Genomic DNA, 21,552 nt, shown 5'->3' on the forward strand with positions numbered 1-21,552 from the left:
AAGCTGCGGATTTTCGGCAGCTTCAGCCCGGCTCGATCTCCGAAAACAGCCAATCCCGAAACGCCTTGACCTTGCGCTGGCGGATCGCTTCCGGCGGGTAGACGAGGTGGAAGCTGGAGACGGCTTTCAGCGCGTGGTCGAATGGCCGGACCAGCCTGCCAGTGGCGAGGTCGGCCGAAACGAGCATGGTGCGGCCGAGCACCACGCCTTCGCCCTGAACGGCGGATTCCACCGCGAAGGTGGCGGAATCGAAGGTGAGCCCGCTGTTCGGGTCGACGCCTTCGACGCCGGCGCTGGCCAGCCAGGCCGCCCAGTCGATCCGGTAGCCGTCGCGGATCAGCGTGTGATGCTTGAGGTCCGCGGGCTTCCTGAGAGGATGCGGCCCCTCCAAGAGCTTCGGGCTGCAGACGGGAAACACCTCCTCGCCGGTAAGGAATTCCGACGTCAGCCCGGGATAGTGCCCGCCGCCATAGCGGATGGCGACATCGATGCCGTCGCCACGGAAATTGGTGAGCTTGCCGGTGGTCGAGACGCGCACGTCGATGTCGCCATGCGCGCGATGGAAGCGGTAGAGCCGGGGCACCAGCCATTTTCCGGCAAAACCGTCGGAGGTGCTGACATTCAAGGTCGAGCCCGAAAGACGCGACGTCGCCGTCCGGGTGGCCAAGGCAAGCTGGTCGAGCATTTCGCGCACGGCCAGCGCGTAAGGCTCGCCGACTGGGGTGAGCCGCACCGAACGCGTCGCGCGCTCGAAGAGCTGCACGCCGAGCTGGTCCTCGAGATGTTTTACCGCCCGGCTGATGGCGCCATGCGTGACGTTGAGCTCGTCCGCCGCCCTGGAGAAATTCAGATGCCGGGCGGCGGCCTCGAAGGCCGGCAATGCATTCAGTGGCGGCAGTCCGCGGGCCATGGCGAAATCTATTTGTGAGCGTTAGTAACAAATACTTGCCAAATTTTGGTTTGTCTACCGGGCATTTTCCAGTCAAAAATCCTCACAGCACTTGTGATCAAAGCTCACCCCAACGATCAAACCTGCGAGGACAACATGGCTACCGTTCATCCCTTCCTGTGGTTCAACCTCAATGCCGAAGGGGCGCGCGACTTCTATCTGTCGGTCTTCAGGAACGGCCGGGCGCTCGGGTCGATCGAGTTCACGGATTTCGTCGGCGGCACCAACAAGACCGTGCCGCACGCGATCTTCGACTTCGAGCTCGAAGGCCAGCGCTTCACCGCGCTTAACGCCGGCTCGATGCCGTCCTTCAACGAGAGGATCTCGCTCTATATCGAGACGAAGGACCAGGCCGAGACCGACTACTACTGGAACGCGCTGACTGCGGGCGGCGGCTCGGAAAAACCCTGCGGCTGGCTGCAGGACAAGTTCGGCGTCTATTGGCAGATCATCCCGGAACCGGCGCTGCGCTTGATGAACGATCCGGACCGCGAGAAGGCCGACCGGGCGCGGCAGGCGATGTACTCGATGAGCAAGATCATCCTCGCCGATATCGAGGCGGCCCACGCCGGCCGCGCGTAATTCTCAACCCCATAGCTGAAAAGACGGAGGAACCCCATGGCTGCGCTCACGGGAAGCAGGATCATTGTCGTCGGAGGCAGCTCCGGCATCGGTTTCGGCGTGGCGGCGGCCGCGCTGGAAAGCGGCGCGGAGGTGGCAATCGTCGGCCGCTCGGCGGAGAAGCTCAAGGCCGCCGAAAAAAGGCTCGCCGGGGCAGGGCGGGTGACGGCGATTGCCGCTGACATGGCGAACGAGGCGGATGTCGCCCGCCTGTTCGGCGCGGTGGGCGCCTTCGATCATCTGGTCGCGACGGCCGGCACGCCGCCCCCCAACTTCCCGATTGGCAAGACGGACATGGCGTTCGTACGCCAGTTCGTCGACGGCAAGCTGATCGGCGCGGTGATGCTGGCCAAGCATGCCGTGCGTACGCTGAGGAAAGGAGGCTCCATGACCTTCACCTCCGGCATCAACAAGGACCGGCCGCCGGTCCCCGGCGGCTCGGTCGTCTCGGCGGTAGCCGGCTCCTTCACCTATTTCGCCCGTGCGCTGGCGCTGGAGCTTGCCCCGACGCGGGTCAACATCGTCTCGCCTGGCTGGGTCGACACCGAGATGTGGGACGAGATCGTCGGCGAGGCCAAGGCCGGCTACTTCGACCAGATGGGCGAGCGTATTCCGGCGGGAAAGGTCGCGACGCCGGCCGACGTGGCGCCGGCCTATCTCTATCTGATGCAGAACGAGTTCATGACGGGGGAGACGATCCACATCGATGGCGGGCAGAGGCTGATGTGACCTTTGCGGGAAACGGCGCGATCTCCGAAAGCGCGAAATCGGCCGGATGGGTCACACGTCAGACAGGCTTGCGGCGTCTGCGACTTGTTCCCGCCATTTCTTCACCAAGTCCCGGCGTCGACCGGGATAACGTTCTTCGATCAACTGAACTCGTTCAATACGATCAGCCCGGAACGTCCGGAAATCCGCCCGAAGCTCGCACCAGCCGGCCACGAACCGCTTCGACTCGATGAAGCCCAGCATGATTGGCCAGATGACGCGCAGGGTCTCGTTGCCCTGCGGATCCCGATAGACGATCTGAAGCTTGATCTGCTCGCGCATGGCTTGACGAAGCAGCCCCGGATCCACGGCTGGCGTCTCTGGCCGGTTGCGCCCGACGTGAAAAGGCGTTGTCTGTCAGGAGGTGCCGCAATTCCGTCGGCAGCACCGCACCAATCTTGGCGATTGCGTTCTGGGCTGCGAAGGCAAGGCCGTCGTCCGTCTGGCGCCCGACCCATTGCGCGCCGAGCGCGAGCGCATGGAGTTCGTCCTGCGAGAACATGAGCGGCGGCAGCAGAAAGCCAGGCTTCAGCACGTATCCGAAGCCTGGCTCCCCCTCGATATCGGCGCCCATTGCCTGGAGGGTGCCGATATCGCGGTAGATGGTGCGTAAGGAAACGCCGGCCTCGCGCGCGAGTTCGGTGCCCGGCACGGGACCATTGTGCCGGCGCAGCATCTGCATCAGATCGAAAAGCCGATTGCTCTTAGACATGAGACAATCTTACAAGCCAATGACAGATTTTGGCAGGGGGTTGCTCAAGACATCGACACGAGCGCTTTTCCGTTGAGCTTGCGCCCCTGCTCCAGGGCAGCGACCAGCGCGATCGCATCTTCGAGCGGAACGATCTCGGCGACCGGAAGCCGGAGCTTTCCGTCGGCAGCCGCGTGGGCAAGCCCTTCCATGATGTCGGCCCGCGCGGTGCAGACGATCGGCTTGAGCCTGCGGTCGAACATCGCGCGGATGAACTTGCCCGGTGTCGGATTGATGTCGAGATACACGCCACCCTTGCGGAGCAGACCGAGCCCGACTGCAACTGTCATCGTGGCGGCTGTGTCGTACACGACGTCGAACCGATCGCTGATCTGCGAGAGATCGGTCGTGCGATAGTCATAGATGCGGCTGACACCCATCTCCTCAGCGCGTTGCCTCTGCTGCAGGCTGCAGCTTCCCGAGACCTTGGCCCCGAGCATCCGCGCGATCTGGACGGCGGATTCACCGACAGCACCGGTGCAGCCGTTGATGAAGACCTGAGCGCCCGCCTTGAGATTGGCTTTGCCGACAAGGCCGTTCCAAGCCGTTATCCCAGGCGTGCCGAGGCACGCGGCCTTCTCGAAGGACACGGAGGCAGGCTTTTTGGCGAGAAAGGTCTCTAGTGCGATCGCACCCTCACCAATTGCGCCACCCTCCTTGATCTGGACGGATCCGAACACGGCGTCGCCCACCTTGAAGCGGGTGACGCCCGGGCCGATCGCAATCACGATGCCGGAGATGTCGCTGCCAAGGGCGCGCGGGAGTTTCTTCCCGGTCACCATCTTCAGGTGACCGGCGCGAATCTTCCAGTCGATCGGGTTGATGGCGGCGAAGCTGACCTTCACCGCAACCTCGCTCTTGCCCGGCGTGCGAAGCTCGAAGTCCTCGAGCCGCATCACTTCCGGGCCGCCATACTGATGGTATTGGATCCGTTTCATCGCACGCCGCTCCCCTTGAGTGTGGCGGTTGCGACATCGCTGGCACCAGCCGGGCGCAGCAAGGCGTCAGCGACGAGCCGCCCGTAGCGGCCCGTCGTAGCATTGTTGGTAATCATGAGAGTACTTTCTGTAGGATTGTGCGCGTCAGTGCGGCTGAGCCGTTTTCACTGTGCGCCGAACACGCTCTTGTCGAAGAGCGCCTTGATCGCTGTGATCTTCCCGTTCTCGACCGTGAAGTACTTCGCCGAGAGGACGCTGGGGAGGGGATGGGTGTGGGTGTAATACATGAGGAGTGCCGTGGTCTCGTCGCCGAACGCGGCCACCATCGTTGCCCCTTTGAGCATGCCGGCGAAATCCGATTCGGACCTATGCAGAGCGGCGCCGCCTTCGATGAGGCCGAACGGCGTTTCAGACACAACGTCGTCCGCCACGACTTTCATGACTGTCGCATGATCGTTGGGTCTTCCAGGCGTCGTGGTAGGCCAAAGCGACCTGGAGTGCGAGGCTGGGGTCACTGCTCATTTTACTTGTCCTTTGTTGGTTGGTTTGGATGAGCATAGATAGCGCATGGCAGTGACAGATTTTGTCAGCATGATGCGCAACCCGATCAGGAGCACCGAAGAAATCGTCTGGTCCGGCTGGGTGGACACGGGACGAGATCGTCGGCGAGGCTACGCCAGCCGATGTGGCGCCTATCTCTATCTGATGCAGAACGAGTTTATGACGGGGGAGACGATCCACATCGATGGCGGGCAGAGGCTGATCTGAGTGGCGAAGGCGGAAGACCTGGTGTCCTGGTCTCACCAGGGCCGAACATCGCTCGCTAGGGCTTTGCCGGGCATTCGCGGACCAATGGCATTTTCAGCGGAACGCTAATATACATGATGCTCGAATGAGCAGCGCCTCTGCATAGGAGGAATGCCGTGCGAAGGGTCATCTTCATAGCCATGTGCGTTGCCGCCGCAACAGGCGCCAACGCCCATGACTGGTATGAAAACAAGGTTGATCCGGTGACGAAATTCAAGTGTTGCGGCGGTCATGATTGCCGCGCCATACCTCAGTCGTCGGTGCGGTCCAAGGGTGACGGTGGCTATACTTATTTGCCCGATGATTTCAACATCCCGCGAGACCGGGTGCAGGAATCGCCAGACGACCAATACCATATCTGCGAGAATAATTACGTCATAACCAATCAGCCCTATTTGCGTTGCTTCTTCGCGCCGCGGTTGAAGGTCTCTCTATTTCTCCCAACGCCAAGGTAATACAGCCCGTCTCTGCCAGGTCCGACACCAGGATGAGCGCAGCTGTGATAAACCCGGTCGCGCCGCGGCAAGACCAGTGCTCTAACCTGCTCCTGCATGGTTCATCAGTTGGCTGTCTGGCGTTCCATTTCCATTTCGGCCGTCAGGCTTTCGATGTCGCGAAAAATCGAAGCGACCGCCAGTGTGCGTCCCTTGCGCTTGAAACGCAGGAGGCAATCCTTGGCGGCGATGTCGCCTTCCACCGCTATCTCGTCCCATGGCTCCGCATGTCCGACGTAATTGATCGGGACGTCATAGTGCTGGCTCCAGAAGAACGGGACGGCAGTGTACTTCTCGCGGTGCCCGAGCATGTTCAGTGCTGCCGTTTGCCCCTGCCTTTCCGCGACCACCCAGTGCTCGACCCTGATGTTTTCGCCAGTGTGGGGATCGGGCCACCGCGCAATGTCGCCGGCCGCGAAAATGCCCGGCACGCTCGTCTCCAGAAAGGAGTCCACGATGATGCCGCGGTCGAGGCTGAGCCCAGCCTTTTCGGCGAGCCCGAGCCGCGGCCGCACGCCGATGCCGGCGACGGTGACATCCGCGGCCAAAGCAAGGCCGCTGCTCAGTTGCACGTTCGTGCCGTCGATGCCGGTCGCGGTGTCCTTGAGATGGAACACGACGCCATTCTGCTCGTGGAGGCTGCGGATGAAGTCGCCCATTTGCGGCCCGAGGACCCGTTCCATGGGGCGTTCGTCGGGAGCGACGACATGAACTTCGATGTTCCGCGCGCGCAGGGACGCGGCAACCTCGAGACCGATGAAACTGGCGCCCAGCACGACGGCGCTGCGGGCAGTCTTGGCTTGGTCGATGATCGTGCTGCAGTCGGCGAACGAGCGCAGCGTATGAACGTGTGGCTGATCGGCGCCGGGGATGGTCAGGCGGACCGGTTCGGCTCCCGTTGCAAGCAGCAATCGGTCGTAAGCAGTCCGGTTTCCATCCGCGAGTACGACCTCGCCGGACCGGACATCGATGTCGGCGACGTTGGTTTTGAGACGCAGATCGATGTCGTTCTTTGCATAAAAGCTTGCCCCACGCAGCGGAACCCAATCCGACGGCGCCTTGCCGGCGAGGTAGTCCTTGGAAAGGTTGGGACGATCGACGGGCGGCGCCTCGTCGTCGCTGAGCATGAGGATGCTGCCCTGATGGCCTTCGCGACGTAGTCTTTCGGCGGCTGCGAAACCAGCCGCGCCGCCGCCGACGATCACGACTTTACCGGCAAACTGACCAGTGCCTCCGCTGGCGGGCTTGTGAGCCATCCGTTTGCGCTTCTCGCCCACGAATATCCGATCATCCCGCTGGTCCACCGACCAGCAGGCGAGTGGATTGAAGGCGGGCGCGCGCACGGCTTCGCCAGTGCGCAAATCAAAGCATGCATGGTGCCACGGACATCGAACGGTATCCTCCACGACAAGACCGTCAACCAGCGGCCCGCCGTAATGCGTGCACGTCGCCCCGATTGCGAAGACCTCTGTCCCGCGGCGCACCAACAGCACCTGTTCATCGCCACAGTGACCGACCAGCTTTCCGCCATCGGGAAGGTCGGATAGCGCGATGCCTTGGGTCAAATCCGGTCCGTTCGATTTAGATTGGTCTTGAGCCATCTTCTTCTCCCTGCGCTATTCGATTGGAGCCTGCCCCATGCCAGACTGACTCCCGGCTATGTTTTGGGCAATCACACGATCGCTTGGCCTGCCTTACTCCAATCGGTGAAGAAAGGTTCGAGGCCATGTCGCGACATCGGCGCGCCCATCCTTTCCTCCGGCCGTAGAGGCCGACGGATGATTTGATGAAGTTTCCTCAGATCGGTTTCCAACGGACCGATAAATTTTCGCAGTTCTGACCGCACCGTCGGATCGGGTCTGGGATCTCTGCTTGTGCAAACCTGCCGGCTTGCGCTATGCGGATGCGCCTTTCGAGCGATCGACGGCGTCCTATCCTATCAGATCGAAGCGGCGGGGCGGGGTCAGGACGGTCCATTCGGCCGGACCTGTGGGCAGCCTCAACTCCGATGACGGAGAGTCCGCGGACGTCGCGCCTGCCTATCTCTGCCTGATGCGCCGTAAGCTGCTGAAATCCTTAACGTGATTTTCATCCCGCTCATTTAGCCATTTGGCATTATGGGACATCTCAAGCAGCCTGGCCCTGGACCCAGCCCACAGGGCGAAAGCGAATCCGTGGAAGCCGGTATCCTCAGGGATCAGTTCGCTGACCTGAGGACGGGGCTCTTCATTTCGATGCCCATCGGCACGGTGCTCTCGGCCCTGATCCTGGCCGTGCAGATGCTCTCGGGCGGCGGCCTTGCGGCGGTGCTGTGGTTTGCGGCGGTCAGCATCATAAATGGCGCCCGCATAGGACTGGCGCTTGCCCAGCCGGACATTCCCGATAGTGGGCCCGATAGTGGGCGGAAGCCGGTCGATGTCCGACTTTCCCTCTACGGGCTGTTGGCTCTGGCATCCGGCATCGCGTGGTCTTTTTTGGCCGTGCTGTCGGATGGGTACACCACGCCCCAGGCGCCGCTTTATCTGGTCGTTCTTGCGGGCCTGTCGGCCGGTTCGGTCACCTACGGAGCGTCATACGCACCGGCTTCAATCAACTTCATGACGCTGCCGCTGCTGATCACTGCCGGATGCGTGTTGGCGAAAGGCAATATCGAGAATTACGTCCTCGGTTTCACGGTCCTGCTTTTTCTCGGAGGAATGATCAGGAGCTCGCTTCTCGGACAGGCCCGCTTCAAAGAGACGAGCCGCCTCAAATACGAGGCGAGGGCGTTCGCCGCCCAGATGGAACGGAATTCCAGGCGGGATCCGCTGACGAATTTGCTCAACAGATACGGGCTTGAGCAGGCCATCTCCCGGCTCGGGCGTTCCGACGGCCCGTTCGTGGCCATGCTGATCGACCTGGACGGCTTCAAATCCGTCAACGACACCTATGGTCACAACATCGGCGACGACCTGCTGGTCAGGGTCGCGCGCCGGATAGAGAACCATGCCCCGCCGGGGGCAACAATTGCGCGCATCGGCGGCGACGAGTTCGTGCTGCTGTTTCCCGCCCCGAGGTCCCTGCATTCGACGGAAGAGCTTGCATCCTTGATCATCGCGGCCATCGCGGATCCTGATCCGGCGCTGAATTCGGTGCGTGTCGGCGCGTCGATCGGCATCTACGCGTCGGAGAAACCACAACTAACGGAGATGCTGCTGCGCGCGGACTTCGCGCTTTATGCGGCCAAGCATAGCGGCAGGAACGAATACTGTCTCTTCGATGCCGAACTCGAGCACGGGCTCGAACGCAAGCATTGCATCGAGCGCGACCTGCGCGCGGCCATCGAGAGAGGCGCTCTTTGCTCATGGTTCCAGCCGATCGTGCGGCTGGACACCCATGCGGTCGTCGGCTTCGAAGCGCTGCTGCGGTGGCAGCACCCGGTCCATGGGGCTATTCCGCCGCCGGAGATCGTCACAGCGGCGCGTGAAACCGGTCTGCTTTCCTTGCTGACGGAGACCGTATTTCTCAACTGCTGTTCCATGATCGAAGGGCTCGCGAGGAAGGGCCGCCAGGATGTGCGCGTGGCGATGAATCTCTCGCCCCGCGAGCTCGAGGCAGGCAATGTCGACGACATGATCCTCGACGGCCTCAGGGCAAACAACGTTCCCGCGGCCATGCTCGAGATAGAGATCACGGAAGAGGCGCCCGTGGATCGCGACAGGGTTGACGAAAAACTGGAACGCCTGGCGGACGCGGGCATATCGATCGTGCTGGATGATTTCGGCACCGGCTTCTCGACCCTGGTTTCGCTGAAAGACAGCCGGATCCGCAAGATCAAGATCGACAAGGACTTCGTTCGCGATCTGGCCAAGTCCGTGGAAGATCAGGCGCTCGTCAAGGCGGTCATCGATCTCGGACGGACATTGGGAATAGAAGTGATGGCCGAGGGGGTCGAAACGGACGCCGATCGCCTGATCCTGCGCTCGCTCGATTGCATGATCGCCCAGGGATTTCTCTTCTCGGCAGCGCTACCCATGCATGATGCGCTTACCTTCGAACCAGGGCATTTGGACAGTCCTGCCGCCGCCTCCTTCGATCCTGCGGGGCTCCCGTCGCGCCGAACCGGCAGCGCTGCCTGAGCGGCGGGCGGTTGCGACGGCTCGACGGCCATACGACCGAAGCCGCTCAGCCCCGACAGCTGTCGCCCGCTCGGATATCAGACCGGCAAGCCGTTCTGCTTTCGCAGACTTTTGTCGAAAGCGGATTCGGGAACGAAACGGCGCAGAAGACTGATCTGGCGAGCCATTTTCCCCGCTGCATAGCGCCTCCTTGGATCTGGGGCGGTCGCTGCTTGCAAGACCGTCTTGGCTACGACCTCGGGAGCATCGCCTGTTTCGATCGCTTTGCGCAGGATCACATCCATATCGGCACGCGCAGTGCCATAGATATCAAGCAATTGATCGGGCCTGGCGAGATTTTCTTCAAATGACGTGCGCGTATAGGCGGGCTCGACCAACACCACGCGAATTCCGAACGAGCGCAGTTCATGGTCAAGCGATTCGGAATAGCCTTCGATGGCATGTTTGGTCGACGAATAGAGAGCGGAGTAGGGAGCCGGGATCAGCCCCAACACGGAACTCAAATTCACGATTCTACCGTTCCGTTGGCGTCGCATCGCCGGCAGGACGGCGTTGGTCATTCGGATAACGCCAAAGACATTCACGTCGAAAAGCGCCTGGGCCTGCGCAGTCGATGATTCTTCCGCGCCGCCGAGCAGCCCAATGCCGGCATTGTTGACGAGCAGGTCTATGCGCCCGGTTTCGGTCAGCACTTCCTCGACCAGATTCGATACGGATGCGTCATCGGTCACGTTGCAGCTCAGCATGGTAACGCCGTCGGATCTCCCGACGACCGCGCGACGGCTGGTTCCGAAGACACGAAAGCCCGCATTCTGCAGGGTGTTGGCTGTCGCGTGCCCGATGCCGGAGGATGCCCCCGTCACGAGGGCGACGCCAGGACTGGGCTTATCCATGGAGATCACTTTCTTTGGGTCGAATGTGAGTTGGGCGAAGCAGGAAAGGTCGCAGCAAAAGCGTCAATCATGAGCGGCTCCAGCGTTCGCGCCGTGTTCAGTCCAGCGCCGGAATAGAGCGCTGGCATTGACGCCTCCGAAACCGAAACCGTTGCAGATCGCGTAATCCATCTCCATTGCCCGGGCCCGGTTCGCGACGAAGTCGATCCCTTCACCGGCCGGATCGGGAGCGCTCAAATTGAGAGTGGGCGGTGCCACCTGGTCCCGGAGCGCCAGGATAGTGAAGATCGCGGCAAGCCCGCCGGCGGCCCCGAGCAGGTGTCCGGTCGCCGACTTCGTTCCGCTGACGGCTATGGAGAAATCGGTGCCGAAGACGCTTTTGATCGCTTCGATTTCTCCCAGGTCACCCACCGGCGTGGAGGTCGCATGCGCATTGAGATGGCGAATCTCGCGCGGGGAAATACCGGTTTGGGCAATCGCGATCTCCATCGCGCGACGCGCGCCATCGCCGTCCTCCGGACCGGAAGTGACGTGATAGGCATCCGCCGTCGTGCCGTAGCCGACGACCTCGGCGAGCGGTTTCGCACCGCGCGCAAGCGCATGGCTCAATTCTTCAATGACCAGGATGCCAGCGCCTTCGCCCATGACGAAACCGTCGCGCGACATGTCGAACGGGCGAGAAGCCTGATCAGGGCGGTGATTGAAGGAGGTTGAAAGAGAGCGTGCCGCCGCAAAACCGCCCAGGCTGACGACATTCATGCATGCTTCAGTTCCACCGCACACCGCGATGTCGGCCTCATTGGCGCGGATAATACGAGCCGCATCGCCGATCGCCTGAATACCGGCGGCGCACGCCGTCACCGGCGCGCCGATGTGGCCTTTGAAGCAGTAGCGGATCGAGATGTGGCCCGCCGCGAGGTTCACAAGGAAAGACGGCACCGTGAACGGCGAAAGACGCCGAACGCCGCGCTGGTCAACTGTCCGTACCGCCTCGGTTATGGCGGGGAATCCTCCGACGCCTGAAGCAATGATCGTCGCGGTGCGAACCCGGTCGCTTTCCGAGGCCGGCTTCCATCTCGCCTGAGCAAGCGCCTCCTCTGCCGCCGCCAGCGCGAAGAGAATGAAGCGGTCTATCCTACGCTGATCCTTCGGGGCCACGAAGGCAGTCGCATCGAGGCCGGCTTCGGGGTCTTCCTCGAGGGAGGGAACCACGCCGCCGATCTTGGCCGGCAAATCTCCCACGACGTCGTCCGCAAGCCTTTGGATACCCGAGCGGCCGGCCAGGAGACGCGACCAAGAAGTCTCGACATCGGCGGCAAGCGGCGTGACCGCGCCCATGCCCGTGACAACAATCCTTCTCATCCATGCTCCTATCGATCCGAGACGCCAGCCCGGCGCCGTTCATGCGGTGACGACGTCGCGAACCTGTTCGGTCGCCGTATCCAGGAAGGCCTGAGCGAGGTCGGGGTCGTTGACCACGCGCGATAACATCAGCGCACCGACCATCGTCGAGAGAATGGCCATGGCCTTGCTATTGGGCTCCTCGCCGTCGGTCGCGGCAATCAAACGGCCGATGATTTCGAGATACTCCTTGATGCCGGCTTCGAACGACGCTTTCACGTCGGTCCCTTGTCTAGCGGCATCCGAGCCGAGCGCCGCGACCGGGCAGCCGTCCATCCTTTCTTCGCGATGATCCATGCTGAGGTAGAACGCGGTCACCGCCCCAAGCGGATCGCCAGGATTCGCTGCGGTCGCAGCCGCCCATCGGTGGGCAGCGCTCTCCATCGCCCGCCTGGATGCCTGTGCAGCCAAGTCCTCCTTTGACGCGAACTGCTTGTAAAAGGCGCCTTGGGTCAGCCCGGCACCCTTCATCAGATCCTTGAGGCCTATGCCGTCAAAGCCATGTTCCCGGAAAAGGCGGCTGGCCACGTCGATCACCGTTTGCCGGTTCTTCTCAGCCTGAATGCGGCTCACGCGCATCGTCGACCTCCATATTTAGATTTCGTATAACATCTATACACCAATATAGAGATCGAACGCAATCTATCAAGAGAGGATGCGGGACGATCACGGAAGCCGGGCGCGTCACCTGGCCACGCTGTTTCTGGCGACCCCGTTGTTTGCTGGAGGAAAGGGCATGGTGAGGTCACACGCGAGACCCCTGATCTGCGAATTTTCCTGGCGGGGCCAGAGAGCGGCTTCGAGTGTCGGTGCTGTAGCGAACCGGCAACTGCCCTCTGAGCCGATTTCAGTGGCGAAATAGACGGCTCGCCCGTTGATCGGTGCGGCGGCTTGCCGCGGACTGAATGCCTCTCTCTTTTTAGATTGCATCCGACATCTATATAATATAGAGTTCGATCGCAATCTAACAAGAGGAGATACGAAGTTCCGCAGGGCCCTGGGCGCATCGCTTCTGGCCGCGCTGTTTATGGCGGCGCCGGCCGTCGCCGAAGAGGCAACCATCGGACGCCCCATCGAAGCCGGCAGCCTGCACAAGGGACGTCTCGACATGGTGGTCTATTACGTCCCAGTCGACGGCGACCTCCTGGAGGTCACCGCTACCTTCGCGCCAAAGGACGGAGGCGATCCGCATCGGGTCGTCATGGGCCTCGCCGACCGCGACTCCGTGGCCTTCTCTATGCCCGGCTACCAAGACTTGCTCTACACGTTCTCGAGGTCTGGTGATGAGGTCACGGTCTCGACTGGGACCGACATGCATCAGCGCGTCGACGCACGAACGCGCTGACTCGCCGGCGCAGATCGCAGCCTGCCGCGGCAGGTCTGCGCGCAAGGCCACTGGAGGACCTCGTCGAAGGCCAGCTCCGATCTGTTCCCAGCCTCAGCTCCGATGCCGCAGCGCCTCGACGATCACCGCCATCGCCGGCGAAAGCTGCCGACGGCTTGGATAGTAGAGGTGATAGCCCGGGAAGGGCAGGCTCCAGTCGTCGAGCACGAGCGTCAGCCGCCCCTCCGCGATGTGGTGGCTGACGAGGTTTTCCGGGACGTAGCAGATGCCGTAACCGCTTAGCGCCGCATCGACCATGGGAATCGTCGAGTTGAAGGTCAGCTGGCCATCCACGCGCACCCTAAGCTCGCGGCCCTTTTTCTCGAACTCCCAGGCATAGAGCCCGCCGAACGTCGCCTGCCGCAGGCTGATGCAATCGTGCCCGACCAGGTCCTGCGGCGTCCTCGGCACCGGGCGGCGCGAGAAATAGTCGGGCGAGGCGGCGGCCACCAGCCGCCAGTCCGGACCGATCCGCACCGCGATCATGTCCTTGTCGACGCTCTCGCCGAGCCGCACGCCGGCGTCGAAGCGCTCCTCCACGATGTTGCGCATACCGTTGTCGCTGTAGAGCTCGACGCGGAGATCCGGATAGTTGCCGAGCACCGGCTTAAGCTCCGGCCAGACGACCGTCTGCAGCGCGTGGTCGGACAGCGTGAGGCGAACCGTGCCCGAGGGCTTGTCGCGAAAGGCGACCAGACTGGCGAGGTCGGCTTCGATCTCCTCGAAGCGCGGCGCGAGCGACTGGAAAAGCCGCTCGCCCGCCTCGGTGGGCGCCACGCTGCGCGTCGTGCGCGTGAGCAGGCGAACGCCGAGCCGCGCCTCCAGCTCCTTGATGGTGTGGCTGAGCGTCGACTGCGAGGTGCCGAGCTCTGCCGCCGCCTTGGTGAAGCTGCGCTCGCGGGCGACCGCAAGGAACCACAGCAGATCCTTCATGTCGTCGCGCTGCATCGGGAGTCCTCTTGATCATTCATATCACACAACGATAAGTCCATGCGGATTATTCGATCTAATCGAATGGGCTCCCCTGCGATATCTTCCCGGCATGTCTTGATATTCCGTCTTGGCGGCCGTGGTTCCGCCCTGCCGCTCTTCAAGGATGCCCATTCATGGAAACGACCTACGACACAAGGCTTGTCGAAGACCGCGCCGCATGGGGCGCGGTGCTCTCGATGGCGCTGTGCGTTGCCGTGCTCATCGCATCGGAATTCATGCCGGTCAGCCTACTGTCGCCGATCGCGGCCGACCTTGGCATCACCGACGGCCGCGCAGGTCAGGCCATCTCGATTTCGGGCATTTTCGCCGTGCTGACCAGCCTGCTGGTCGTCGGCCTCACGCGCCAGGTCGACCGCAGGCTGGTCGTCACCGGCTTCACCGTCCTCCTCATCGCGTCCGGGCTCGCCGTCACCTTCGCCCCGAACTACGCGTTCCTCATGGTCGGCAGGGCTCTGCTCGGCGTCGCGATCGGCGGCTTCTGGTCGATGTCGACCGCGATCGTCATGCGCCTCGTGCCGCAGGACATGGTGCCGAGGGGCCTCGCCATGCTGAACGCCGGCAACGCTATCGCGGCCACCATCGCCGCGCCGCTGGGCAGCTTCCTCGGGGCCTATGTCGGCTGGCGCGGCGCCTTCTTCCTCGTGGTGCCGCTAGGGGTTCTGGCGCTGGTCTGGCAGTGGATCAGCCTGCCAGCGCTGCCCCCGCGCCGAAGGAAGCGTCCGGGCAATCCACTGGCGCTGCTCGGCCGTCCTCCCGTGGCGATCGGCATGGCGTCGATCATGATGCTGTTCATGGGCCAGTTCGCGCTCTTCACCTATCTGCGTCCGTTCCTCGAGATCGTCACCCGGCTCGACATCGCGGCGCTCTCGGCGATCCTGCTCGCGATGGGATTGGCGGGCGTGATCGGCACCTGGTGCATCGGCCGGCTACTGCGTTTCCGCCTGTTCAGCGTCCTTATCGTCATTCCGCTGGTCATGGCCGCGCTGGCCGTCGGGCTGATCTTTCTCGGAACGCAGCCGGTCCCGGTATCGCTGCTGCTTTTCGCCTGGGGCTTCTTCGGCACGGCCGCACCCGTCGGCTGGGGCACGTGGCTCAGCCGCACGCTGCCGGAGGATGCGGAGGCCGGCGGCGGGCTGCAGGTGGCCGTCATCCAGCTTGCCATTACCGGCGGCGCCGCCATTGGCGGCACGCTCGTCGACACGGTCGGCTGGTGGGGCGCATTCGCCTTTGGCGCTGCGCTTCTCTGTGGATCGGCGCTCACCGCGTTGGCCGCATGGCGTATGGCCGGGAGGTCCGTGTCATGACGTTCGACCGCTCGAAGCTCAGCCGCCGGACATTGCTCGGCGCCGCGCTCGCGACAGCGATCCTGCCGCGGGCCGCCCGCAGCCAGCAGGGCAGGGACCCAGCCAGCCAGGAGCCCACCGGCATGAGGATCAGGATGTTTTTCAACGGCCGGACCATGACGGCCACGCTCTATGACAACCCGTCGGCGCGGGATTTCTTTTCCATGCTGCCGCTCCATCTCACGATCGACGACTATGCGCACAATGAGAAGATCGCCTACCTGCCGCGCAAGCTGACCGAGGAGGGCAGCGGTCCGTTCGGCAACGAGCGGCCCTACGACCTCTGCTACTTTGTGCCCTGGGGCAATCTGGCCATGTTCTACGCCGACTATCGCCACCCCGGGCTGATCAGGCTCGGCCGCTTCGACGAGGGCGAAGAGGCGCTGCACACACGCGGCGAGTTCCCGCTTCGCATCGAGCGCATTTGAGGGCACAAAGGAGATCGCTATGGACATTCTTCGCGCAGGCACGCGGCCGTCCGGCAAAGGCCCATCAGACTGGTTCACCGGCACGGTGCGGATCGACCCGCTCTTCAACCCCTTCGACGCCGAGCGGGTGCAGGGCGCGCAGGTGACCTTCGAGCCTGGCGCCCGCACCGCCTGGCACACGCATCCGCTCGGGCAGACGCTGATCGTCATCTCCGGCCGCGGCCGCGTGCAGCGCTCTGGCGGCCCGGTCGAGGAGATACGGCCGGGCGACGTCGTCTGGTTCGCCCCCGGCGAAAAGCACTGGCACGGTGCGTCACCCGAGACTGCCATGACCCACATTGCCCTCCAGGAGGTCAAGGACGGCAAGGTCGTGGACTGGCTGGAACATGTCAGCAACGCCGACTACGGCGCCTGACCCAGATGGAACGAAAGGAAAACCAAAATGCTAGCAACCGTTCTGCACAAGCCGGGCGATATCCGTTGCGAGGAAATCGAAGACCCAAAAATCCTTCGCCCGACGGATGCCATCATCAAACTCTCGGCGAGTTGCATCTGCGGCTCGGATCTGTGGCCCTATCGCGGACTGCAGCCGGTCGACAGCCCGATGCATATGGGCCACGAATATTGCGGCATCGTCGTCGAGGTCGGCGCAGAGGTGCGCACGGTGCGTCCCGGCCAGTTCGTCGTCGGCTCCTTCTGCCTCTCCGACAACACCTGCCCGCATTGCCGCTTCGGCTTCCAGTCCTCCTGCGTGCAGCGCGAGTTCATGTCGGGCGCGCAGGCGCCCTATGCCCGCGTGCCGCTGGCGGACGGCACCCTGGTCGCCACCGCCGAGGTGCCGCCGGCGGAATTGGTGCCCGACCTCCTGGCCGTCTCGGACGTGCTCGGAACCGGCTGGTATGCGGCGGACGCTGCCGAGGTTCGCGAGGGATCGACTGTGGTCGTCGTCGGCGACGGCGCGGTCGGCCTGATGGGTGTGCTGGCGGCCCGGGAAATGGGCGCGGAGCGCATCATCGCCATGAGCCGGCACGAGAGCCGCCAGAAACTCGCGCGCGAATTCGGTGCGACCGACATCGTGGCCGAACGCGGCGAGGAAGGCATTGCCCGCATCAAGGAGCTCACCAAGGGCGTCGGCGCGGATTCGGTGCTGGAATGCGTCGGCACGGCGGAATCCTTCGACCAGGCGCTGGCCTGCTCGCGGCCCGGCGGCACCATCGGCTATGTCGGCGTGCCGCATGGCGTGAGCTTCGACGGCCAGCGCCTGTTCTTCGGCCAGAAGCGCATGCTGGGCGGCCCGGCGCCGGTGCGCCGCTTCCTGCCCGATCTGATGGATCGTGTGCTGCAGGGCACGATCAAGCCGGGCAAGGTCTTCGACCTCCAGCTGCCGCTGGCGGAGGTCGCCGAAGGCTACCGCGCCATGGGCGAGCGACGCGCCATTAAGGTCATGCTTTCGGTGTGAGCGAAAATTGGGAGGGCGCTCTGTCCGCACTCGCAAGTCAGGAAAGGAAAAACGACATATGACGATGAGGTTGAAGATCGCCGCCCTTGCGCTTGCGCTTTCGGCCGCCACGCCGGCGTTTTCCGGGGAGTCCCCGATCGTCGGTGCATTCGCGCATGACGTCGCTCGAGGTCGGCGCCGAGGGAAACCTCAAGCCCGTGCCATATTCCGGCCAGGTCATTTTCACTGAGGCCGGCACTCTGTCGGTGCAGGCGCAGAACCCCGACGCCAAGGCGCCGGACACGCCTTACACCGCGAACGGCTACGAGGCCTATTATGGGCCAGTCGCCATCAACGACCAGGACAAGACCTTCGTCATCACCGTCGAGTCTTCTCTGGTCCGCAACCTTGTCGGGCAGAGCATGAAGCGCAAATTCGAAGTCTCGGACAACAAACTGGTCCTCACGCCGGACAATCCGGCCGAAGGCTGGCGCGTGACCTACGAGCGCTACTGATCTGAACAGCCCGGCTGCGAAGGTTTTATCGGTGGCCACAATGGCGCGGACATCGGACCGAAATGGCGCAATGGCGGAACTGTTGCCGATCATGGCGGCTGTCTTCGCTGGCTTCCTGCTGATCGGCCTGGCGCTGCCCGTCCTGCCGCTGCATCTTCACCGGGGGCTCGGCTTCGGCCCCTTCGCCGTCGGACTGGTGACGGGTAGCCAGTTCGTCGCCTCGCTGCTGTCGCGCATCGGCGCCGGAAATTATGCCGATAGGCGCGGCGGCAAGCGGGCCGTCGTCGTCGGCCTCATCGCCGCCGCCCTGGCGGGGTTCATTTATCTCGGCTCGCTGGCATTGCTGGGCCGGCCGCTAGCGTCCGCGGCGGCGCTCTTCGTCCGTCGGGCGGTGCTGGGCGCGGCCGAGAGCTTCATCATCACCGGCGGCGCGGCCTGGGGCCTTGCGCTTGCGGGCGGACAGAACTCCGGAAAGGTGATCGCCTGGGTGGGCACCGCAATGTTCGCCGCACTCGCGCTCGGCGCCCCGATCGGATCCGCGCTTTACGCGGCCGGCGGCTTCGCCGCGATCGCTCTCGCCACGATCGTCCTGCCCCTTGCAACGCTGCTTGCCGCCCTGCCGATGCGCGGCATCAGGTTGGCCGGCAGCGCCGCCCGGCAATCATGGACGAGCGTGGCGCAAGCGGTCTGGCTTCCTGGCGTCGGAGCAGCTTTCAGCAGCCTCGGCTATGGCGCGATCCTGTCCTTCGGGGCGCTGCTCTTTGCCGAACGCGGCTGGCAGCCGGTCTGGCTTCCCTTCACCGCCTATGCCGCTTCGCTGATCGCGGCAAGGCTGTGCTTCGGCCACCTGCCTGACAGGTTTGGGGGCGCGCGCGTCGCCGCGATCTTCGTGGCGGTCGAGGCGGCGGGCCTCGTGCTGATCTGGCTTGCGCCCGGGCCTGTTCTCGCCGCCATCGGAGCGGGCCTGACCGGCCTCGGCTACTCGCTGGTCTATCCCGGTCTCGGGGCCGAGGCCGTAAGCCATCTTCCGCCAGGCAGCCGCGGCCTTGCCATGGGACTCTACACTGCCTTCCTCGACGTGGCGCTCGGCTTCGGCAGTCCGGCGCTCGGGCTCATCGCCGCGTCGGCCGGGCTGCAGTTCGTCTTCTTCGCCGTCGCGGCGGCAGCGCTTCCCGATTTCTCCATCGCGCTCGTGCTCCGCGCCAAGGCGCGCGCGACAAGTCCGGGAACAAAGCGCGCCGCCGCTGGTTGAGACCGGTCGGCACCGGCTGGCTGGAGCGGGTTCGAGCGAAGAAGCGGAAAGGTCACGGCATGCCAGGACACGCGAAGCTGACCGAGCTTGTCGAGCGGCGGGAACCGCTCACCTTCCGCTTCGCGGATGACGGCCTTGTGCCCAACAATCCCCGCTGGCCGATGCTCGTCTATCCTGGCGCCGTGAGGCTGCCGAACGGTGTCGATCTGGCTTCCGTGTTCGAGGATCTCTTCAGCACGAATGGCTGGGGCGACGGCTGGCGCAACGGCATCTACGATTACGTTCACTACCATTCGCGCATCCACGAAGTGCTGGGCATCGCGCGAGGCACGGCCGAAGTACGCTTCGGCGGCGACAAGGGTGAGGTGCTGACCGTCAAGGCCGGCGACGTTGCCATCCTGCCGGCCGGCACCGGCCACCAGCGCCTGTCCTCGTCATCCGATTTGCTCGTCGTCGGCGCCTATCCGCCCTTCGGCACCTATGATCTGTGCACGCGCGCCGAACAGCACGCCGAGGCGCTGCGCACGATCCCGAAGGTCGGCCGCCCGGAGAAGGACCCGGTCTACGGCAGCGAAGGCCCGCTGCTGACCGCATGGGACGAAGACTGACGGAAATGGCACGGATTGTCGCCATCGAGCATCTGACCCTCGAAGGTGTGTACCAGGCGCCCGCACGTCCCGATGAGGACACCCGCAATGGCTTCGGGCATGGCGGCTGGTCCATTCCCGGGAGCGACCGGAAGATGCAGGAGATCATCGGCCGCTGCATGAGCGCAGGATGGTCGCTGCTAGCAGGCAGAACCACCTACGAAGACCTCTATGAAGGCCTGGTTCGTCAGGCAGCCCACCAGTCCGATGACGCGGGCGCTCACTGGCGTGCGGAAATTCGTCGCTTCCCACGATCCTGGCTACGAGCCGCGCTGGGAGAATTCGACGCTGCTCGCCGGCGAGGCCGGGCAGACGGTCGGCGAGCTCAAGGCAAGCCATGGGAGGCCGTTGATCGTTTTCGGCAGCGGCAGGCTGGTGGGTTGGCTGATGCAGGACCGGTTGATCGATGAACTCGTGCTGATGATCCATCCGTTGGTCCTAGGCGAAGGATTCCGTTTTTTCGATGCCGCGCCGGCCTTGGCGAAGCTCGAATTGTCGAACCAGGTCGCGACCGATACCGGCGTCGCGATCCTCACCTATTCCTGCGCGTCAGCGCGCGGGTCGTGACGCTTAGGGATATTTCGTCGGCTTGATGGCCTCTGGCGCGCCCTCCAGTTCCTTTGGCAGCGGCAGGCTTGAGCACTGCAAGTGCACCTGGCGGGCGAACAGCTTGCGTTGCTGCTGCTCGTGCTCCTTGATGGACGCCACCAGCCCCATGCTGTACGGGCCGAGCAGGACGCCAAAACCCCAGCCGGGGTGCTCCTTTTCGCGCGCGTCGTAGTCCGAAGCCGCCATGCGGGCCTGCTGGCAACCCGGCGACGCCCATTTAGGGTCCTGCTGCGAAAGCTTCGTTCCGTAGTCGACCGGAGAGGTCACACATCCAGCCAGCGTCGCGGCCAGCGCGACGATCATTGCGATTCTCATCCACAAGCCTTTCCTAATGTTCGGGGGAGAAAACACAGAACGCTTCTTCGGGCAAGGAGACGGCTGGACCGGCATCCGCCAACTATTTCCCGACTGGCCATCGTCATTCATCCGCAACAGGCGTATCGTCACGCGTCAGCAGCTTCTGCAATGGGCGATGCCGACAGAGGGCGGCCAGGGTGCCCTAGCCCCAACAAGAAGGAGGACGCCATGTCTTCCGCCTACCCGACAACCGAGCAAATAACGGCGATCGAGAAAATTCTCGCCGAGGTTCGCCCAACTTTGATCCACGGCAGCCGCCGCCGAACGGCTGCCGCACGCTTTCTTGCCGAACGCTTCGATGGAGATTCGGAAACGCATTTGCGCGCGATCCTGAGCGCATACGTAAAACGCTTGGACTCGTACCAGGACGCACTCGCTCAATGGAAAAATGAGGGTGGCGCCGTCGGAACAGAACCGCGAACCGAAGCGCGGCGCTGGATCGACAACGACACGAGCGGAATGCGACGGCGCGACCGCGAGACGGTAGCGCGCCATCTGTTGATCTGAGCGGCAAATCCGTGGAGACCGACAGATCGCTCGAGGACGACGAGATAGGCGTCGTTTGCACGGACTGCGCCTATGAGTCGCGCAAGAGCGTCGGCTGGCTGCGCGCGCACACGCAGGTGGAATGCCCGGGCTGCGGAGCCATTATCGATGTCGAGAGCAGAAACTTCCGCAAGATCCCCGCCAACGGAGTGCCGGCCTCAGAGGCTGAAGACTAAAGCAGTTCCAGAAAAAGCGTGAAACGGCGCCCGAGACACTTCTCTATTCGGCATGTTGAGGTCAAGCGCTATCGAGCCTTTCCGTGTCTCCGGCGTTTTGACGTCTTTCGCAGGGCCTTGCTTC

25 protein-coding genes and 1 pseudogene are annotated in these 21,552 nt (G+C 63.5%); 16 read left to right on the forward strand and 10 right to left on the reverse strand.

Going from position 1 to position 21,552, the window contains the following annotated elements; all coding sequences use genetic code 11:
* Positions 1 to 22: 22 nt before the first annotated feature.
* The gene (locus DH10_RS21825; RefSeq protein WP_192244691.1) at positions 23 to 910 is read right to left on the reverse strand and encodes a transcriptional regulator GcvA; all 888 of its coding nucleotides are present in this window, start codon (positions 908 to 910) and stop codon (positions 23 to 25) included.
* Between the two features lie 135 nt (positions 911 to 1,045).
* Between DH10_RS21825 and DH10_RS21830 the strand changes: the two genes are divergently transcribed.
* Together DH10_RS21830 and DH10_RS21835 are read left to right on the forward strand one after the other, a co-directional pair.
* Positions 1,046 to 1,531, forward strand: coding sequence for a VOC family protein (locus DH10_RS21830; protein ID WP_192244688.1), 486 nt, complete (start codon positions 1,046 to 1,048; stop codon positions 1,529 to 1,531).
* Positions 1,532 to 1,567: 36 nt separating this feature from the next.
* Positions 1,568 to 2,299: an SDR family oxidoreductase gene (locus DH10_RS21835; protein ID WP_192244686.1), complete on the forward strand. Its 732-nt coding sequence runs from the start codon at positions 1,568 to 1,570 to the stop codon at positions 2,297 to 2,299.
* A gap of 51 nt (positions 2,300 to 2,350) precedes the next feature.
* Here DH10_RS21835 and DH10_RS21840 read toward each other — a convergent pair.
* From DH10_RS21840 to DH10_RS21850, 3 genes and pseudogenes are all read right to left on the reverse strand, one after another.
* Positions 2,351 to 3,050 (reverse strand): annotated as a pseudogene (locus DH10_RS21840) (helix-turn-helix transcriptional regulator).
* Positions 3,051 to 3,094: 44 nt separating this feature from the next.
* Positions 3,095 to 4,027 (reverse strand): NAD(P)-dependent alcohol dehydrogenase, encoded by a 933-nt coding sequence (locus tag DH10_RS21845; protein WP_192244684.1) that lies wholly within the window; start codon positions 4,025 to 4,027, stop codon positions 3,095 to 3,097.
* A gap of 164 nt (positions 4,028 to 4,191) precedes the next feature.
* A complete protein-coding gene (locus DH10_RS21850) occupies positions 4,192 to 4,467 on the reverse strand; it encodes a nuclear transport factor 2 family protein (protein WP_246505886.1) in 276 nt (91 codons plus the stop codon).
* Positions 4,468 to 4,594: 127 nt separating this feature from the next.
* On the opposite strand from DH10_RS21850, the gene DH10_RS21855 reads away from it, so the two are divergent.
* Both DH10_RS21855 and DH10_RS21860 read left to right on the forward strand, forming a co-directional pair.
* A complete protein-coding gene (locus tag DH10_RS21855; RefSeq protein ID WP_192244682.1) occupies positions 4,595 to 4,795 on the forward strand; it encodes an SDR family oxidoreductase in 201 nt (66 codons plus the stop codon).
* Positions 4,796 to 4,950: 155 nt separating this feature from the next.
* Positions 4,951 to 5,289: a hypothetical protein gene (locus tag DH10_RS21860; protein WP_192244680.1), complete on the forward strand. Its 339-nt coding sequence runs from the start codon at positions 4,951 to 4,953 to the stop codon at positions 5,287 to 5,289.
* A 104-nt stretch (positions 5,290 to 5,393) separates the two neighbouring features.
* Here DH10_RS21860 and DH10_RS21865 read toward each other — a convergent pair whose 3' ends face one another.
* Positions 5,394 to 6,929 carry an FAD-dependent oxidoreductase gene (locus DH10_RS21865; protein ID WP_192385307.1) on the reverse strand — a complete coding sequence of 512 codons (1,536 nt, stop codon included), beginning with the start codon at positions 6,927 to 6,929 and terminating at the stop codon, positions 5,394 to 5,396.
* 573 nt (positions 6,930 to 7,502) lie between these two features.
* Here DH10_RS21865 and DH10_RS21870 point away from each other — a divergent pair.
* Entirely contained in the window at positions 7,503 to 9,446 is a 1,944-nt protein-coding gene (locus DH10_RS21870) for a putative bifunctional diguanylate cyclase/phosphodiesterase (RefSeq protein WP_312891211.1), read from the forward strand.
* Between the two features lie 77 nt (positions 9,447 to 9,523).
* Here DH10_RS21870 and DH10_RS21875 read toward each other — a convergent pair whose 3' ends face one another.
* The 3 genes from DH10_RS21875 to DH10_RS21885 all read right to left on the reverse strand — a co-directional run bounded on the left by DH10_RS21875 (position 9,524) and on the right by DH10_RS21885 (position 12,319).
* Positions 9,524 to 10,339 carry an oxidoreductase gene (locus DH10_RS21875; RefSeq protein ID WP_192244674.1) on the reverse strand — a complete coding sequence of 272 codons (816 nt, stop codon included), beginning with the start codon at positions 10,337 to 10,339 and terminating at the stop codon, positions 9,524 to 9,526.
* A gap of 63 nt (positions 10,340 to 10,402) precedes the next feature.
* The gene (gene fabF / locus DH10_RS21880; protein ID WP_192244672.1) at positions 10,403 to 11,701 is read right to left on the reverse strand and encodes a beta-ketoacyl-ACP synthase II; all 1,299 of its coding nucleotides are present in this window, start codon (positions 11,699 to 11,701) and stop codon (positions 10,403 to 10,405) included.
* Between the two features lie 39 nt (positions 11,702 to 11,740).
* The gene (locus DH10_RS21885) at positions 11,741 to 12,319 is read right to left on the reverse strand and encodes a TetR/AcrR family transcriptional regulator (RefSeq protein ID WP_192244670.1); all 579 of its coding nucleotides are present in this window, start codon (positions 12,317 to 12,319) and stop codon (positions 11,741 to 11,743) included.
* Positions 12,320 to 12,614: 295 nt separating this feature from the next.
* Here DH10_RS21885 and DH10_RS21890 point away from each other — a divergent pair, with 295 nt between their 5' ends.
* Positions 12,615 to 13,085 carry a hypothetical protein gene (locus tag DH10_RS21890; protein ID WP_192244668.1) on the forward strand — a complete coding sequence of 157 codons (471 nt, stop codon included), beginning with the start codon at positions 12,615 to 12,617 and terminating at the stop codon, positions 13,083 to 13,085.
* A 93-nt stretch (positions 13,086 to 13,178) separates the two neighbouring features.
* Here the strand turns inward: DH10_RS21890 and DH10_RS21895 are convergent, their stop codons facing one another.
* The gene (locus DH10_RS21895) at positions 13,179 to 14,072 is read right to left on the reverse strand and encodes a LysR family transcriptional regulator (protein WP_192385308.1); all 894 of its coding nucleotides are present in this window, start codon (positions 14,070 to 14,072) and stop codon (positions 13,179 to 13,181) included.
* A gap of 158 nt (positions 14,073 to 14,230) precedes the next feature.
* Here DH10_RS21895 and DH10_RS21900 point away from each other — a divergent pair, with 158 nt between their 5' ends.
* The 8 genes from DH10_RS21900 (at position 14,231) to DH10_RS21935 (ending at position 20,307) form a co-directional block, all read left to right on the forward strand.
* A complete protein-coding gene (locus tag DH10_RS21900) occupies positions 14,231 to 15,421 on the forward strand; it encodes an MFS transporter (RefSeq protein ID WP_192244664.1) in 1,191 nt (396 codons plus the stop codon).
* Positions 15,418 to 15,888, forward strand: coding sequence for a cyclophilin-like fold protein (locus tag DH10_RS21905; protein WP_192244662.1), 471 nt, complete (start codon positions 15,418 to 15,420; stop codon positions 15,886 to 15,888). Before DH10_RS21900 ends, DH10_RS21905 begins: the two co-directional genes overlap by 4 nt.
* Positions 15,889 to 15,907: 19 nt before the next feature.
* A complete protein-coding gene (locus DH10_RS21910) occupies positions 15,908 to 16,303 on the forward strand; it encodes a (R)-mandelonitrile lyase (RefSeq protein WP_192244660.1) in 396 nt (131 codons plus the stop codon).
* 27 nt (positions 16,304 to 16,330) lie between these two features.
* Positions 16,331 to 17,347, forward strand: coding sequence for a zinc-dependent alcohol dehydrogenase family protein (locus DH10_RS21915; protein ID WP_192244658.1), 1,017 nt, complete (start codon positions 16,331 to 16,333; stop codon positions 17,345 to 17,347).
* Between the two features lie 155 nt (positions 17,348 to 17,502).
* Positions 17,503 to 17,841, forward strand: a complete 339-nt coding sequence (locus tag DH10_RS21920; RefSeq protein WP_246505885.1) for a lipocalin-like domain-containing protein — start codon at positions 17,503 to 17,505, stop codon at positions 17,839 to 17,841.
* Between the two features lie 40 nt (positions 17,842 to 17,881).
* A complete protein-coding gene (locus DH10_RS21925) occupies positions 17,882 to 19,093 on the forward strand; it encodes an arabinose transporter (RefSeq protein WP_192244656.1) in 1,212 nt (403 codons plus the stop codon).
* A gap of 59 nt (positions 19,094 to 19,152) precedes the next feature.
* Positions 19,153 to 19,701 (forward strand): cupin, encoded by a 549-nt coding sequence (locus tag DH10_RS21930; RefSeq protein WP_192244654.1) that lies wholly within the window; start codon positions 19,153 to 19,155, stop codon positions 19,699 to 19,701.
* A gap of 210 nt (positions 19,702 to 19,911) precedes the next feature.
* Positions 19,912 to 20,307, forward strand: a complete 396-nt coding sequence (locus tag DH10_RS21935; RefSeq protein ID WP_192244652.1) for a dihydrofolate reductase family protein — start codon at positions 19,912 to 19,914, stop codon at positions 20,305 to 20,307.
* Positions 20,308 to 20,310: 3 nt separating this feature from the next.
* Here the strand turns inward: DH10_RS21935 and DH10_RS21940 are convergent, their stop codons facing one another.
* The gene (locus tag DH10_RS21940; RefSeq protein WP_376774823.1) at positions 20,311 to 20,652 is read right to left on the reverse strand and encodes a hypothetical protein; all 342 of its coding nucleotides are present in this window, start codon (positions 20,650 to 20,652) and stop codon (positions 20,311 to 20,313) included.
* 222 nt (positions 20,653 to 20,874) lie between these two features.
* On the opposite strand from DH10_RS21940, the gene DH10_RS21945 reads away from it, so the two are divergent.
* Positions 20,875 to 21,213 carry a hypothetical protein gene (locus DH10_RS21945; RefSeq protein ID WP_192244648.1) on the forward strand — a complete coding sequence of 113 codons (339 nt, stop codon included), beginning with the start codon at positions 20,875 to 20,877 and terminating at the stop codon, positions 21,211 to 21,213.
* 11 nt (positions 21,214 to 21,224) lie between these two features.
* Positions 21,225 to 21,428, forward strand: a complete 204-nt coding sequence (locus tag DH10_RS21950; RefSeq protein WP_192244646.1) for a hypothetical protein — start codon at positions 21,225 to 21,227, stop codon at positions 21,426 to 21,428.
* The last annotated feature ends 124 nt before the right edge of the window (positions 21,429 to 21,552 follow it).

The organism is Mesorhizobium silamurunense (assembly GCF_014843825.1).
GTDB classification, from domain to species: domain Bacteria; phylum Pseudomonadota; class Alphaproteobacteria; order Rhizobiales; family Rhizobiaceae; genus Mesorhizobium; species Mesorhizobium silamurunense.

Bases quoted from the DNA above. Each gene is read 5' to 3' on its own strand.
- DH10_RS21835 (WP_192244686.1), top strand. From the start codon at position 1,568: ATGGCTGCGCTCACGGGAAGCAGGATCATTGTCGTCGGAGGCAGCTCC.
- DH10_RS21920 (WP_246505885.1), top strand. From the start codon at position 17,503: ATGACGTCGCTCGAGGTCGGCGCCGAGGGAAACCTCAAGCCCGTGCCA.
- DH10_RS21845 (WP_192244684.1), bottom strand. From the start codon at position 4,027: ATGAAACGGATCCAATACCATCAGTATGGCGGCCCGGAAGTGATGCGG.
- fabF (WP_192244672.1), bottom strand. From the start codon at position 11,701: ATGAGAAGGATTGTTGTCACGGGCATGGGCGCGGTCACGCCGCTTGCC.
- DH10_RS21905 (WP_192244662.1), top strand. From the start codon at position 15,418: ATGACGTTCGACCGCTCGAAGCTCAGCCGCCGGACATTGCTCGGCGCC.
- DH10_RS21945 (WP_192244648.1), top strand. From the start codon at position 20,875: ATGTCTTCCGCCTACCCGACAACCGAGCAAATAACGGCGATCGAGAAA.
- DH10_RS21925 (WP_192244656.1), top strand. From the start codon at position 17,882: ATGGCGCGGACATCGGACCGAAATGGCGCAATGGCGGAACTGTTGCCG.
- DH10_RS21830 (WP_192244688.1), top strand. From the start codon at position 1,046: ATGGCTACCGTTCATCCCTTCCTGTGGTTCAACCTCAATGCCGAAGGG.
- DH10_RS21910 (WP_192244660.1), top strand. From the start codon at position 15,908: ATGGACATTCTTCGCGCAGGCACGCGGCCGTCCGGCAAAGGCCCATCA.
- DH10_RS21930 (WP_192244654.1), top strand. From the start codon at position 19,153: ATGCCAGGACACGCGAAGCTGACCGAGCTTGTCGAGCGGCGGGAACCG.
- DH10_RS21900 (WP_192244664.1), top strand. From the start codon at position 14,231: ATGGAAACGACCTACGACACAAGGCTTGTCGAAGACCGCGCCGCATGG.
- DH10_RS21855 (WP_192244682.1), top strand. From the start codon at position 4,595: ATGGCAGTGACAGATTTTGTCAGCATGATGCGCAACCCGATCAGGAGC.
- DH10_RS21940 (WP_376774823.1), bottom strand. From the start codon at position 20,652: ATGATCGTCGCGCTGGCCGCGACGCTGGCTGGATGTGTGACCTCTCCG.
- DH10_RS21935 (WP_192244652.1), top strand. From the start codon at position 19,912: ATGAAGGCCTGGTTCGTCAGGCAGCCCACCAGTCCGATGACGCGGGCG.
- DH10_RS21895 (WP_192385308.1), bottom strand. From the start codon at position 14,072: ATGCAGCGCGACGACATGAAGGATCTGCTGTGGTTCCTTGCGGTCGCC.
- DH10_RS21875 (WP_192244674.1), bottom strand. From the start codon at position 10,339: ATGGATAAGCCCAGTCCTGGCGTCGCCCTCGTGACGGGGGCATCCTCC.
- DH10_RS21825 (WP_192244691.1), bottom strand. From the start codon at position 910: ATGGCCCGCGGACTGCCGCCACTGAATGCATTGCCGGCCTTCGAGGCC.
- DH10_RS21915 (WP_192244658.1), top strand. From the start codon at position 16,331: ATGCTAGCAACCGTTCTGCACAAGCCGGGCGATATCCGTTGCGAGGAA.
- DH10_RS21885 (WP_192244670.1), bottom strand. From the start codon at position 12,319: ATGCGCGTGAGCCGCATTCAGGCTGAGAAGAACCGGCAAACGGTGATC.
- DH10_RS21850 (WP_246505886.1), bottom strand. From the start codon at position 4,467: ATGAAAGTCGTGGCGGACGACGTTGTGTCTGAAACGCCGTTCGGCCTC.
- DH10_RS21865 (WP_192385307.1), bottom strand. From the start codon at position 6,929: ATGGCTCAAGACCAATCTAAATCGAACGGACCGGATTTGACCCAAGGC.